Annotated in this window: 12 protein-coding genes; 7 read left to right on the top strand and 5 right to left on the bottom strand. The window is 71.6% G+C overall.

What is annotated here, in order from left to right; genetic code table 11:
- The first annotated feature begins 19 nt into the window (after nucleotides 1–19).
- Nucleotides 20–2,170, top strand: coding sequence for a TonB-dependent receptor (locus tag IT355_03255; protein ID MCC7052257.1), 2,151 nt, complete (start codon nucleotides 20–22; stop codon nucleotides 2,168–2,170).
- A gap of 69 nt (nucleotides 2,171–2,239) precedes the next feature.
- Here the strand turns inward: IT355_03255 and IT355_03250 are convergent, their stop codons facing one another.
- The 3 genes from IT355_03250 to IT355_03240 form a co-directional block, all read right to left on the bottom strand.
- Nucleotides 2,240–3,544, bottom strand: a complete 1,305-nt coding sequence (locus IT355_03250; GenBank protein ID MCC7052256.1) for an amidohydrolase family protein — start codon at nucleotides 3,542–3,544, stop codon at nucleotides 2,240–2,242.
- On the bottom strand, nucleotides 3,544–4,968 hold the full coding sequence (locus tag IT355_03245; GenBank protein ID MCC7052255.1) for an amidohydrolase: 1,425 nt from the start codon (nucleotides 4,966–4,968) through the stop codon (nucleotides 3,544–3,546). Before IT355_03245 ends, IT355_03250 begins: the two co-directional genes overlap by 1 nt.
- Before the next feature lie 108 nt (nucleotides 4,969–5,076).
- On the bottom strand, nucleotides 5,077–5,781 hold the full coding sequence (locus IT355_03240; GenBank protein MCC7052254.1) for a glycerophosphodiester phosphodiesterase: 705 nt from the start codon (nucleotides 5,779–5,781) through the stop codon (nucleotides 5,077–5,079).
- Between the two features lie 115 nt (nucleotides 5,782–5,896).
- Between IT355_03240 and IT355_03235 the strand changes: the two genes are divergently transcribed.
- The 5 genes from IT355_03235 (at nucleotide 5,897) to IT355_03215 (ending at nucleotide 11,164) form a co-directional block, all read left to right on the top strand.
- Entirely contained in the window at nucleotides 5,897–6,460 is a 564-nt protein-coding gene (locus IT355_03235) for an RNA polymerase sigma factor (GenBank protein ID MCC7052253.1), read from the top strand.
- On the top strand, nucleotides 6,453–7,034 hold the full coding sequence (locus IT355_03230) for a hypothetical protein (GenBank protein MCC7052252.1): 582 nt from the start codon (nucleotides 6,453–6,455) through the stop codon (nucleotides 7,032–7,034). The genes IT355_03235 and IT355_03230 overlap by 8 nt, the downstream gene beginning before the upstream one ends.
- Nucleotides 7,031–7,630, top strand: coding sequence for a hypothetical protein (locus tag IT355_03225; protein ID MCC7052251.1), 600 nt, complete (start codon nucleotides 7,031–7,033; stop codon nucleotides 7,628–7,630). The genes IT355_03230 and IT355_03225 overlap by 4 nt, the downstream gene beginning before the upstream one ends.
- A 39-nt stretch (nucleotides 7,631–7,669) precedes the next feature.
- Complete coding sequence (gene nhaA, locus IT355_03220) at nucleotides 7,670–9,046, top strand: Na+/H+ antiporter NhaA (GenBank protein ID MCC7052250.1); 1,377 nt, start codon at nucleotides 7,670–7,672, stop codon at nucleotides 9,044–9,046.
- Between the two features lie 78 nt (nucleotides 9,047–9,124).
- On the top strand, nucleotides 9,125–11,164 hold the full coding sequence (locus tag IT355_03215; GenBank protein MCC7052249.1) for a S9 family peptidase: 2,040 nt from the start codon (nucleotides 9,125–9,127) through the stop codon (nucleotides 11,162–11,164).
- Nucleotides 11,165–11,179: 15 nt separating this feature from the next.
- Here the strand turns inward: IT355_03215 and IT355_03210 are convergent, their stop codons facing one another.
- On the bottom strand, nucleotides 11,180–11,803 hold the full coding sequence (locus IT355_03210; protein MCC7052248.1) for a hypothetical protein: 624 nt from the start codon (nucleotides 11,801–11,803) through the stop codon (nucleotides 11,180–11,182).
- Between the two features lie 131 nt (nucleotides 11,804–11,934).
- Here IT355_03210 and IT355_03205 point away from each other — a divergent pair, with 131 nt between their 5' ends.
- Nucleotides 11,935–12,465, top strand: coding sequence for a hypothetical protein (locus tag IT355_03205; GenBank protein MCC7052247.1), 531 nt, complete (start codon nucleotides 11,935–11,937; stop codon nucleotides 12,463–12,465).
- 65 nt (nucleotides 12,466–12,530) lie between these two features.
- On the opposite strand, the gene IT355_03200 is transcribed toward IT355_03205, so the two are convergent.
- Entirely contained in the window at nucleotides 12,531–13,838 is a 1,308-nt protein-coding gene (locus IT355_03200; GenBank protein ID MCC7052246.1) for a M20/M25/M40 family metallo-hydrolase, read from the bottom strand.
- Nucleotides 13,839–14,062 lie beyond the last annotated feature (224 nt).

Genomic DNA, 14,062 nt, shown 5'->3' with positions numbered 1-14,062 from the left:
GTCCCGCCGTCCCCTCGTCGTGCCCCGTACACTCCGTGCCATCGCGGCCGTCACGCTGATCGCGCTCCCCGCAGCGGCCCAGCGCGCGCCACGCCCTGACTCGCTCCGCACCGACAGCCTGCGCATCCAGCCACTCACCACCGTCACCGTGCGGGTGCTGGCCGATGCGCGGCGACTCGATGCCGTGCCGTGGGCGGTGGGCGTGGTCGGCATCCGCGAGCTGCGTCGCGCGCAGCCCACCGTGAACCTCGACGAGGCGCTCGGCTCGATCCCCGGCGTGTTCGTCGGCAGTCGCTACAACTTCGCCACCGACAGCCGGATCGCGATCCGCGGTGCCGGTGCGCGCGCGAACTTCGGGTTGCGTGGCGTGCAGGTGTTCCTCGACGGCGTGCCGCAGACGCTGCCGGACGGGCAGAGCCAGCTCACCAACATCGACCTCGGCAACATCGATCGCGTCGAGGTGCTGCGTGGCAGCACGTCGTCGCTCTACGGGAACGGGGCCGCCGGCGTGCTGTCGTTCTCGAACGACCTCCGGGCGCCGACCCCGTTCGCCCAGTCGGTCCGCATGCTCAGCGGCTCGTTCGGCGAGCGGAAGCTGCAACTCCGTTCCGTGGGGCGGGCAGGGAAGGCGATCAGCGCACTCTCGCTCTCCCGGCTCACGATCGACGGGTTCCGGCAGCGCAGCGCCGCCGAGTCGCGCCAGCTGAACGCCGCCGTGGACTACGCACTCGGCGCCGACAGCCGCCTCGAGCTGCGCGCGCAGGCGAGTGACGTGCCGAACGCCTTCAATCCCGGTGCGCTGACCGTCGCCGAGTATGCCATCCGGCCCGACTCCGCCAGCGCGACGAACATCCGTCGCGGCGCCGACAAGCGTGTGCGGCAGGACCAGCTGAGCGCCTCGTATCACCGTGGCGCCCCCGGCCAGCGCGCCGAGCTGGCCGTGACCGCCTGGTACGGCACGCGTGATGTCCGCAACGCCCTCGCCACGCCGCCGCCGGGTACCGTCACGCCGGCCAGCGGCATCTACTCCACCATCGATCGCGTCTTCACCGGCGTCCGCATCAGCGCGCGCCGCACGCTCGGTGAGGCGCCAACGGACCCCGTGCTGACGGCAGGCGCAGACCTGCAGCAGTTCCACGACCGTCGCGCCAACCAGCGCGCGACCGCGGGAAGGCCCACTGCGGCCACCGACACCACCATCCTCGACCAGCGCGAGACGGTGCGCAGCCTGGCGCCATTCGTGCAGGCGCAATGGCAGCCCACCACACGGGTGCTGCTGAGCGGTGGCATGCGCCACGATCGCATCCGGTTCCGGGTGCGGGACCTGTTCCTCGCCGACGGCGGCGTGAACGGCGGTGACAACAGCGGCGCACGCCTGCTGGCGGCCACCAGCGGCCATGCCGGCGTCACGCTCACCGGCTGGCCGGCATTCGCGCCGTACGGCAACATCGCCACCAGCTTCGAGACGCCCACCACCACCGAGCTGCAGGTGCGCCCCGATCGACAGGGCGGCTTCAATCCCGCGCTCGGACCGCAACGCACGGTGAGCACCGAGCTTGGCGCCCGCGGCGCCGTCGGCAGCCGCGCGAGCTGGAACGTCGCGGCCTACCACGCGCGGGTGCGGAACGCGATCGTGCAGTCACGCGTGGTGGACGGCACCGCCTTCTTCGAGAACGCGGGACGCACGCGCAACATCGGGATCGAGGCCGGTGGCAGCCTGCAGCTCGCGCAGCTCGCATCAGTCAACGTCGCCTACACCTGGTCCGACCTCACCTTCGTGGACTACCGACAGACCACCGGCACACGCGTCGATACACTCGACGGGAAGCAGGTGCCGGGCGTGCCGCCCCAGCAGCTCCGCATCGGGCTGCGCTCGGCCACGTTCCACGGCGTCTCGTTCGACGCCGACCAGACCTGGACCAGCGCACTGTTCGCCGACGACCTGAACACGATCCGCGTGCCGGGCTGGGGGTCGGGCGTGACGAACCTCCGCGCGGCATGGACCGGGACGTGGCACGGCTACCGGGTGGAACCGTTCGCCGGCCTGCTCAACGCCCGGAACGTGGCCTACATCGGTGCCGTGACGGTCAACGGGGCGTTCGGGCGGGTGCTCGAGCCCAGCCCGCGCCGCAACTGGTACGTGGGCCTGGAGCTGGGCGTGGCCCGATAGACACACCGCCCCCGCCACGCAGGATCGCGTGGCGGGGGCGGTGGCCCGTCGGTCGTGCGGAGCTGGTGGTCAGTATCGCACGGGCAACGTGCGGTAGCGCGCGGTGAGCAGGTCCTGGCGCGTCATCACGCGGGCATCACTGCCCGCGACGAAGACCTTCTCCGGCTGTGTCGCATACTCGAACGGGTCTCCGCTCCAGACCACCACGTTCGCCGCCTTGCCGACGGCCAGCGAGCCGACCTTGTCCGCCACGCCGAGGATCTCCGCCGGCGCCAGGGTGATGGCTCGCAGCGCATCGTCCCAGCTCATGCCGTAGGCCACGGCGTTGCCCGCCTCGTAGCGCAGGTTGCGGACGTTGAAGTTGTCCTCGCCACCGGGGCCGTTGCCGAGGATGGCCACTGCCACACCGGCGGCGCGCAGCATGGCCAGGTTCTCCTGGCGCTGCCCGAGCGAGGAGAACGACTCCGGGATGTTGTTCATCGCCCCGGTGAGCACCGGGACCTTCGCTGCGGCGAGCTGCGGCGCCACGCTCCACGCCTCGGCGGCGCCGGCGATCACCACCCGCACGCCGAACTCGCGACCGAGCGCGATCGCGTTCAGGATCTCGCTGGCGCGATCGGCCGCGATCACCATCGGCACGGTGCCCTTCAGCACCAGCTGCATCGCCTCCAGGTCGGCCCGGGTGGCGCTGAGCTCCCGCATGGCCCCCGCATCGTACCGCGCGCGCGTGAGGTTGAACTCGCGGGCATCACGCAGCAGGGTGCGGAGCTTGGCCAGCGCCTCGGCGCGCGACCCCGTGCCCGCGTTCGCCGACGCATCGAGGGTGACCGCCATCGCGGCCGGCGCCCGTCGCAGCATCGCGTCGGCGGTGCTCCCGCTCCGCAGGTCGTACACCGCACCCAGTCCCGCCACGAGGCCGCCGGCGGGCATCACGCCGACGGTCGTGATCCCGCCGTCCTGGCGGGCCACTGGAATCGTGACTGCGGCGGGGTTGAACGCATCCCACACCCGGAACGCGGCTGCGATGTTGTCCGTGCCGCGCGCACCCTGGTCGCGCGTGTCACGCACCGCGCCCACTTCCACCACGCCGAGCGAGGTGGCGGTGGCAACGAGGCCCGGCGTGATCCACTTGCCCGCTGCGTCCACGCGCCGCGCGCCGGCCGGGATCGCGACGTTCGCCCCGATCGCGGTGATGACGCCGTTGGTGAAGACGATGGTGCCGTTCTCGATCCGCGGCCCGCTCACCGGGTAGATCGTGCCACCGGTGATCGCCACGGTTTCCTGTGCGCCCGCCGTGGCGGCGAGGGTCGCGGTCAGCGCCAGCGCCACGGCGAGTGACGTCCGGCGTGCGCGGGCCTGTGTCGTGGTGCGCATCAGCGGCGCCCTCCGGCCATCGGGGTGGCGGGCGGCACGAACCCGAGTTCGAAGTCGGTGCGCCAGTGCTGTCGCGGGTCGGCGCGGTCCATGCGCAGCGCGCCGTCGATCCAGACGCGATCCGGGCGCGCGTACACGCTGAACGGGTTCGCGGACCAGAGCACCACATCCGCGTTCTTGCCCGCCTCCAGCGAGCCGATGCGATCGTGCAGGTCCAGCGCCCAGGCCGGGTTGATGGTGATCCAGCGGATGAGCGTCGCGTCGTCGACGGCGATGCCGATCGCCGCACCCGCCGCACGCGCCTTGGAGGCGTCCTGGTTCAGGCGCTGCGAGCCGCTCGGGTCGTCGCTGTGGACGATGGCTCGGGCCCCCGCATTGTGCACCAGCGACAGGTTCGCGCGGATGCCGTCGATCGCCTCCATCTTGAAGCCGCCCCAGTCGCTCCAGAGCGAGCCGGAGATGCTGTCGCGGGCCATCACGTCCGCCAGCTTGTAGGCCTCCACGCCGTGGTGGAACGAGCGGATGCGGTAGCCGAACTCGCGCGCCACGTCCACCATCTGCAGCATCTCGTCGGCGCGGTAGCAGTGGTTGTGCACGAGGATGTTCCCGCGCAGCACCTCCGCCAGCGTCTCCATCTCGAGGTCGCGCTGCGGCGGGTCACCGCTGCGGTCGGCGAGCCACTTGTCCCAGCGGCGCCGGTACGCCTCCGCCTGGATCCAGCCGGCGCGGTAGCCGGCCACGTTGCCCATCCGGGTGGAGGGGCCGCGGCTGGCGTACACCCGCTTCGGGTTCTCGCCGCACGCCATCTTCAGCCCGTACTTCGCGCCCGGGAACTTCATCCCCTGCACGCTCACGCTCGGCACCACCTTCAGCACCACGCTGCGCCCGCCCACGAGGTTGGCGGATCCGGGGAGGATCTGCAGCGTCGTCACGCCGCCGGCCAGGTCACGCGGGAACTGCGGGTCCTGCGGCCAGACGCTGTGCTCGGCCCACACTCGCGCCGTGATCGGCGCCGTCGCCTCGTTGCCATCGCTCAACGCCTCGCCGCCCGGCGCGGCGTAGACACCCAGGTGCGAGTGCGTGTCGATCAGGCCGGGCGTCACGTAGCGACCGTTCGCATCGATCACCTCCGCATCACCCGCTGATGGCGCCGGTCCGGCACCGACGCTCACGATCCGGCCATCGCGCATGAGCACGAACCCGCGGTCGATCTGCGGGCCGGCGGCGGTCAGGATGGTGGCATTCGTGATGAGGACGGCCCGCGACGCCGGCGCCCGGTACGTGCTTGGGAACGGGTCGGCATTGGGCAGCGCCACGGCACCGATGCCCGGCGCCACCGCGGGCCGCGCCGGTGCCGGCGGTGCCGGTGATTGTGCCTGCAGGAGCGTCCCGACGGCAGACAGCAGGACGAAGGGGTATCGCACGACTCGACCTCCACATGGTGGTGACCTGGAGCAAGGGGCCCGGCGAATGTGCGCGAACGCACCGGATCGCGCCATGCACCAGCGCCGCCACACCGTGACGGCTCCGGATCAGCCGCCGAACGCCGCCCGCAACTCATCCACCACATCGGAACAGAGCCCGTCCACACCCAGCCGGGCGAGTCGGAGCGCCGTCGCCGTGTCGTTCACCGTCCACACGATGACACGGCCGCCGGCCCCATGGACCGCCGCGACCAGGGCCGCATCCACCATCGTGTGGTGCGGCCAGTAGTCCCGGGCCGCCGCACTGCGGAGCAGGTGGGGGATGTCCACCGGATAGCTCTCGCTCAGCACGCCCACCGGCACCGATGGGTCCAGCCCGTGCACCTGGAGGGACACCCGGTGATCGAAGCAGTGCACCGCCGCCCGCACCTGCGGCCGCCGCCTGAGGCACTCGAGCACCGGCTGCGCCAGGCCTGGCGCCTTCACCTCCACGTAGACCGCGAAGTCCTCCGGCGCCGCCAGCAGGACGGCGTCCAGCGACGGCACACGCTCGCCGGCGGCTCCGACGACAGCGGTTGCCAGGGTGTCCCAGTCCAGCTCCCTGATGGCGGCGCCGGCCAGGCGGCCCGCCAGCGCGGGCAAGACAGCGTCGTGGTGCACCACCACCACCTCGTCACGGGTCAGGTGCACATCCAGCTCCCAGCCATCGGCCCCGGCCGCTGTAGCGGCGAGGAAGCCGGGCAGGGTATTCTCGCGGTGCTGCCGGGGCATGCCGCGGTGTGCGATCAGGGCGGGGCGGGCGGGGTGGACCATGGCGGTGACGGGAGGGGGCGTGGACGAGGGAGCCGGGAACCCGGACGACGACGAGGAGCCCGAGCATGCCGGCCTTAACATCGCCGGCTGGCCTGCGTCTGCCCAGGTGACCGCGATGACCGACACGACCCTGGCAGGCGACGACGCAGAGACAGACCGAGCGCTGATCGCCCGCTGGTACGACGGGGATCAGCGGGCGGCGACCGAGCTGGTGGAGCGCCACGCGGCGCCACTGGCGCGGTTCGTGGCGAGCCTGGGGCCTGCCGGGGACCCTGGGGAGCTGGTGCAGGACACCTTCGTCCGTGCCTTTGGCGCGCTCGACGGGTACCGGGGGGAATCGTCGCTCCGCTCGTGGTTGTTCACGATCGCGCGACGGCTGGTGCTGGACCAGCGGCGCGCCGGTCGCCGGGATCGCCTGCACGTGGCGATCGACGACGCCGGGTCGGAGCTGGTGTCGGGGGACGACGTGCTCGGGGGCGTGGTGGCCGACGAGTCGGAAGCGCGGGTCAGGGCCGCCGTGCACCGGCTCTCCCCGACGCAGCGCGAGGTGTTCCTGCTGCGGGTGGTCGAGGGACTGTCGTACCGGGAGATCGCCGGCGTTGCCGGCACGACGGAGGGAGCGGCACGGGTGCACTACCACAATGCGATGAAGGCCGTGAAGGAGTTTCTCGATGCGTGAGCTGACGAAGTTCGAGGTGCAGGACCTGCTGCCCGACCTGCTGCACGACCGACTCGATGCCGACTTGGCGCGGTCGGTGCGCGCGGCCGTCGAGGCGGATGCGGAGCTGGCCGCGGAGTTGGCACTCCTGCGCACCGTGCACGCGTCGCGCCGTGCCGCGCCCGTCCTGGACATCGGCCGGATCGTGGCTGCGCTACCGCCGGCACCCTCCATGGCGTCCCACGCGGACCCGGCGCCGGTGCTCGATGACCTGGCGGCGCGGCGCGCCGCACGGCGGCCGGCGATCTCGCAGCGTTTTGCGCGTGCGGCCGCACTGCTGGTGGTGGTCGGCGGCGGAACGCTCGCCACGATCTACGGCACCGGCCGCGACCAGCCCGTCACCACCCCGGCCGTCACGACGGCGGAGAGTGTCGCCGTCGCCGGCGAGACGATGCAGCTCGGACTCGGGACGTCCACCGACGAACTCTCGGTGGAGCAGCTCCGCGCACTCGAGGACGACATCCGCGCGCTCGACGGAATCCCGTCGGCGGAGCCGGAGTCGGGTATGGACCTGATGGCAGGGGAGGGAGCATGACCGCACGACCCGCACTCCGCGTCACGCTGCTGGCCGCCGTCCTCGCGCTGTCACCGCTGGTGGTGCATGCACAGCAGGTCGATGCGGGTACGCGCGAGGCGATCCGTGCCCGTCGCGAGGCGCGCCGCGAAGCCGCCGCCGCCGCGCGCCAGGATGCCGACGACCCGGTGCGCAACAACAAGGCGATTGCCGAGCGGCAGCGCGTCGAGCACGCACTGCGCCAGGCCCTCGCCCGCGCGGTGCGACAGCGCCTGAACCTGAACGACGACCAGGCGAACAAGCTGATGGACGTCAACCGCCGCTTCGGCGACGAACGGCTCACCATCGCCCGCAACGAGATGCGCATCCGGCGCGAGCTGCGCCGCTCGCTCGCAGCGGGTGACTCGTCGCGCTCGCCCGCCACGGCCCGCCTGCTCGACGAGCTGCTGGAGTCGCAGCGGCAGCGCCTGGACGTGCAGCAGAAGGAGCAGGCCGCGTTGAGCGAGTTCCTGACGCCGGGACAGCGGGCACGCTACATCGCGATGATGGAACAGCTGCGCCGGCGGATCCAGGAGCGCGCGGACAGTGCCCGCGGCGGGACCGACCCCGAGGAGTGACGCGGCCCACGGGGGCGTGCAGACGGCTAAATTCCCCGCATGCCCCCCGACACGAAGCCGGTCCTCGCCGTCAGGCTGAGCCGCCCGTTCCGCCAGTTCGCCGAGTGGCAGGCTGGCGGGGGGGTGATGCTGCTGGTGGCTGCGAGCATCGCCATGCTGCTGGCCAACAGCGCGGGGCATGCGGCGGTGGAGGCGTTCTGGGAGACGCCACTCGCGCTCACCTTCGGCAGCAGCGTGTTCTCGCTCACGCTCCGCGAGTGGATCAGCGACGGGTTGATGGCCGTGTTCTTCCTGCTCGTCGGCCTCGAGATCAAGAGTGAGCTCCTGGTTGGTGAACTCTCCACCCTGCGCACGGCATCGCTCCCCCTGGCCGCCGCGCTTGGCGGGATGCTCGCGCCCGCCCTGATCTACGTGGCGTTGAACCGCGGCACGGACGGCGCCGCGGGCTGGGGCATCCCGACCGCCACCGACATCGCCTTCGCCCTCGGCGTGCTCGCCCTGCTCGGCAGCCGCGTGCCACCGGCGCTCACCGTGTTCCTCGCCGCGCTCGCCATCGCCGACGACCTGGGCGCCGTGCTGGTGATCAGCCTGTTCTACGGCCACGCGCCCGATGCGACGTACCTGCTGCTCGCCGGCGCGGTGATGCTGGCACTCGTGTCCGCGAACCTCGCCGGCGTGGCGTGGACCAGCGTCTACGCCATCCTCGGCCTCGCCTTGTGGTACTGCGTCCTCCGCTCCGGCGTGCACTCCACCGTGGCGGGGGTGCTGCTTGCGCTCACGGTGCCGGCGCGCTCGCGCATCGAGCCGGCACGCTTCGAGGAGGAGGCGCGCCGTCACCTCGATGACTTCGCCACCGCCACTGGCGAGGATGACCGGCCCGTGCTCTCGAACGGCGGACAGCAGCACGCGCTCGCGGCCATCGAGTCGGCGGTGGAGGATGCCCAGCCGCCGCTGGCACGGATGCGGCACGTGCTGCACGTCCCGGTCAACTTCTGGATCATGTCGCTCTTCGCGCTAGCGAATGCCGGCGTCCGGCTCGTGGGCGATTCCGGCGCGGCCGGCACCGCGCTCGTCGGACCGGTGAGCCTGGGCGTCGCCCTCGGGCTGGTGCTCGGCAAGCCACTCGGCATCCTGCTCGCCACCTGGCTTGCGACGCGCTTCGGCGCGACGCTGCCTGGCGGCTCCACCTGGGCGAGTGTCTCCGGCGTGGCCTGCCTGGCGGGCATCGGATTCACCATGTCGCTGTTCGTGTCCGGGCTCGCGTTCCCCGACGCCGTGTTGCTCGCGCAGGCGAAGGCCGGTATCGTGGCGGCGTCGCTGCTGGCCGGCACCGTCGGCGCGGCGGTCATGTGGTGGGCGACGGCACCGGCACGAATCGCCGCTCCCGCGCCGGCCGCGGCAACCGGAGAGGCCTGACCCGGACACCGCGCGCCGCGGCACCGGCCGCACTCCTCACGCACCCGATTGCTGGTTCACCACGCACTGCTGATCGTCATGACCGCACAGATCCGACGCCGCGCCACGCACTGGCTGGCGCTCGCACTGCCGCTGCTGCTGGCACCGGCGCTTGACGCGCAGGCGCGACGCCCGCTCCGAGCCGATGACATGTACCGCCTGCGCGACGTCGGCGACCCGCGCGTGTCGCCCGATGGCGGCTGGATCGCCTACACCCTCTCCACCATCGACTCGCTCAAGGACACGCGCGACACCGATGTCTGGATGGTGAACTGGGCGGGCACCCGGCACATCCAGCTCACCCGCTCTGCGGAGGACGAGACCGACCCGCGCTGGAGCCCGGACAACCGGTTCCTCTCCTTCCTCGCCGGCCGCGATTCCGCGCCGGCGTCGCAGGTCTGGCTGCTCGACCGCACCGGCGGCGAGCCGCAGCAGCTCACCGACTTCCGCGGCGGCGTGTCGGAGCAGGCCTGGTCGCCCGATGGCACGCGGCTCGCCGTCCTCGTGCACGATCCGTCACCCGACACGCGCCCCGACTCGGTGCGCGAGAAGCAGCCGCGCCCGATCGTCATCGACCGCTACGCGTTCAAGCGCGACCGCGACGGCTACCTCGACCGGCGCCGCGACCATGTCTGGATCGTCGATGTCGCGACCCGGGCCGTCACGCAGGTCACCTCGGGCGACTTCGACGATGCCGGGATCCGGTGGTCCCCTGACGGGTCGCGGCTGGCCTTCACGAGCAATCGCGAGGAGCCCGATCCCGACCGCTCCAACAACACCGACATCTTCGTGGTCGAGGCCCGCGCGGGCGCCGTGCCACGCCGCCTCACCACCTGGCCCGGCCCCGACTCGGGACCGGAATGGAGCCCGGACGGCACGTCGATCGCCTACCTGCAGGGCAGCGAACCACGGTTCTACGCCTACGACCAGCCGAAGATCGCCGTCGTGCCGAGTGCCGGCGGCACGCCGCGGTTCCTGGCGACTGCCCTCGACCGCGATGTCGCGGAGCTGACCTGGACGCGCGACGGCCGTGCCCTGCGCGTGCTGGTGTCCGATGACCGTGCCGGGCACCTCGCGACCATCCGCCTCGCGGACGGCGCGGTGGTGCGCGAGACGTCCGGCCGGCGCGTCACCACGTCCTACGACGTGTCGCGTGACGGGCGGATCGTGGTGCGCATGGGCACCGCCGTCGCTGGCGCCGAGCTGCACGAGCTCACCGGCAGCACCTTCCGCGCGCTCACGCACGTCAACGATTCCGTGTTCGCCTCACTGCAGCTCGGCGCCACCGAGGACATCTCGTTCCGCAACCCCGACGGGCTCACGGTCGGCGCGCTGCTCATCAAGCCGCCGGATTTCGTGCCGGGACGCCGTTATCCGCTGGTGCTCCGCATCCACGGCGGGCCGAGCGGGCAGGACGAGCACCTGTTCGACACCGGCGCCTGGATGCCGACCTTCGAGCGGCAGCTCTTCGCCGCGCAGGGATACCTCGTGCTCGCGGTGAACTACCGCGGCAGTTCGGGCCGCGGCGAGGCGTGGCACCGCGCGATCTACGCCGACTGGGGCAACAAGGAGCTGCAGGACCTGTCTGCCGGCGTCGATCACCTCATCGCCACCGGGCTCGCCGACCCGGCGCGGCTGGGCATCGGCGGCTGGAGCTACGGCGGCATCCTCACCGACTACATGATCGCCCGCACCACGCGCTTCAGGGCGGCCACCAGTGGCGCGGGCAGCGCGCTGCAGTCGTCGATGTACGGCGCCGACCAGTACGTCATGCAGTACGAGCGCGAGCTCGGGCAGCCATGGAAGTCCAAGCCCCTGTGGGACAAGGTCTCCGCTGCATTCTGGAACGCCGGCCGCATCACCACGCCCACGCTCTTCCTCGGCGGCGCGAGTGACTTCAACGTCCCGATCCTTGGCGGGGAGCAGATGTTCCAGGCACTCCGCTCGAATGGCGTGCCGACCCAGCTCGTGATCTACCCGGACGAGTACCACGAGATCTCGCGCCCGTCGTTCGTGCGCGACCGGCTGGAGCGCTTCACCGGGTGGTACGCCAAGTACCTCGCCGCGCCAACGCCGTGACGGCGCAGCCGGCGGTCAGCCGCCCGGGCTGGTCGCCGGCTGCGGCATCAGGTCCGCGAGGAAGAACGCCGCCAGCTCGGCGCGACCTTGCAGCCCCGCCTTCCGGTACACCTCGACCGCATGCTGGCGGACGGTGCGTTCCGACCGGTCCAGGTGCGCCGCGGCCTGCTTGTGGCCCGCGCCCTTGAGCAGCAGCAGTGCCACCTCACGCTCGGCGCGCGTCAGCCCCCAGACATCGAACTGCGCATCGATCGCGAGCGACAGCCCCGCCAGCGCCTGCTCGGCGCTCCGACGCCATGCATCCCGTTCCGCCTGGCGTGCCTCGAGCGCGCGCTCCGAGGCGCGCAGCGATTCGCGCGTCGTCCGCAACCGGGTGCTTGCCGCATGCCAGCTCCGGTACAGGTAGATCGCAAAGCCGAGGCTGATTGCCACCATCAGCGACTCGAACAGGACGTGAAACGACCAGAGTGACGCCGGCTCGTCCATGATCAGGTCGGTCACGCCGCCGATCACCACGATCACGAGGAACCCGACGATAGCCAGCGGCAGCGGACCCTGAAGAGTGTCGGGGGCCATCACCTCGTCCGGTGCATCGTCGTCGGCAGCGGAAATCGGCGGTTCGGGGGGCGAATGCGTCATGTGTCCCGTGAAAACAAGTCACTTGTCGGATGTGCTGCAGTCGGGGAAGCACCGATGATGGAGTCGAGGCCAAGCCACGGGGATTTCACCCCGCCGGTTGTACGGCCCGCCACAACATCAGGAGCCTCCAGATGTCCATCCTTCCAACCCCGCTCCATCCGGCGATCGTGCACCTGCCCATCGCCATCGCCGTCCTCGCGCCCCTCTTCGCCCTCGCGGCCCTGTGGGCGATCCGGAGGGGGATCACGCCGCGCTGGGCCTGGTCGGTGCCAGTGGCCCTCCTCGCCGTCCTGATGGTCAGCGGCTGGGCTGCGCTCCAGACCGGCGACGCCGACCATGAGCGCGTCGAGGACCGACTCGGCGAACAGGTGGTCGAAACGCACGAGGAGGCCGCCGAGGCCTTCCTGGCGTTCGCGGGCGCCGTGCTGGGTATCTCGGCGGCCGGCTTCCTGGCCGGGCGCGCGGGCTCCGCCGCGCGCGTCATCGGCACCGTCGGCACGGTGGCGCTCCTGGCGGTAGGGTACAACGTCGGGCACACGGGCGGCAAGCTGGCGTATCCCGACGCGACCTCGCCCGCCACCGTGTCCGCGGGCGGGAGCAGCAGTGAGCCGGCGCGCTCGGGCACGGCCGATGACGATGACGATGACGATGACGACAACTGACGGACGGTCGCGCCTCAGCCCGTGCGAGGCCGCCCTTCGGCGCACGACGCTGCTGGTGCGGGCGCTTACATCCGCGGTGCCCGGCGCACCGCCTCCGCCTTCTCCTTCGACAGCCGGTAGAGCATCAGCGCTGCCCGCTCCGTCTGCATGTGCAACGCCGGCAGGTGCACCGACTCGTTCGGGGAGTGCGAACCGGCGCCGAGCGCCCCCAGGCCCTCGATGCCATCGATGAGTGGGGCCACGAAGCTCAGGTCCCCCGCACCTCGCCGCGCCGGGTCACTGGCCGTCAGCGCGCCATAGCCCAGCGCCTGGCTCACCCCGCTGTAGAAGGCCAGCAGCTTCTCGCCGCCGGGGGTGACGGCCATCGGCGGATAGCCCTCGTCGAACGTGATCTCGGCGCTGGTGCCGGCGAGGTGGCGTGCCACGATCTCGCGCATCGTCGCCTGGGCCCGGGCAATCTGAGCCGCATCCATCGCGCGGAGGTCCCCCTGCACCCATGTCACGGGCGCGATGATGTTCGTCTTGCTGGCCGTCGTTCCCGACTGCGTGAGCGTGTCGTACGACACGTTCGAGCCGCCGACGATTGTGCCGGGATTGAAGGTGAGGTTCGCCTCACTCGCCAGCTCGCGACGGAACTCGTCGAGGATCCGCGCGGCCTCGTAGATCGCGCCATACCCGCTGCGGAACACGCCGGACGAATGCCCCTGCTGGCCGGTGACCCTGAGCACCCAGCCACTCGCCGATCGGCGCCCGATCGTGGCCTGCGTGCGCGAGCCGCCCTCGAATGCCAGCGCAATGTCACAGTCACGGGCCGCCTCGAGGAGCGCAGCCCGCGCCGCCGGCAACGGGTCGCCGGGATACTCCTCGTCACCGGTCATCACCACGGTCACGTTCAGGTCCCGGAGCGCACCGGTCGTCCGCAGCGCCCGCAGTGCATACAGGATCACCACGTCGCCCCCCTTCATGTCGTTCGACCCGGCGCCGGTCGCGATCGTGTCCGCACGCTCGAACCGGGCGTTCGGCCCCTCGAAGACCGTATCGAGGTGGCCGATCAGCAGGATGCGCGGCGTGCCGGGCTTGCCGACGTGTGTCGCCACGAGGTGACCGGCCCGCTTCATCTCCGGCGCCACCTCGACCCAGCGCGAGTGAAAGCCGAGCGAGTCCAGCGTGGCCGCAACCACGCGCCCCACCTCGCGCACGCCGGCGGTGTTCAGCGTGCCGCTCGGGATATTGACGAGGCGCTCGAGGTACGCCACCTGGTCCTCTCGCTGCCGCGCGACTTCGCTGCGAATCGCGAGTTCAGCGCGGGAGAGCGACGACTGGGCGGCGAGCGGGAAGGGCAGTGCGAGCAGGAGGCCAAGGCAGCGACGCACGATCGGGATCCGGGGCAGGAGAGGAAGTCGGAAGCGCAGGCAGGCGGAAGAATGGCACGCACGCCGCACCGGCGCCTGTCCCGGGCACCGTGGCTGGGCGCTACCTTGCAGTTGCGTTCCTGTGCGGACCGGCGTCAGCCGGCCGGCACGCCCCGGACGCCTCCTCGTGCGCCGCCCCGCGCAGTGCGTGCGTACGCCGTGGATCCCAGTCGCCCGAGTATGCC

The sequence above is a fragment of the Gemmatimonadaceae bacterium genome (genome assembly GCA_020851035.1).
GTDB lineage: Bacteria > Gemmatimonadota > Gemmatimonadetes > Gemmatimonadales > Gemmatimonadaceae > JACMLX01.
The sequence above is the reverse complement of the archived record's forward strand: the minus strand, read 5'-3'. Positions and strand labels throughout refer to the sequence as shown.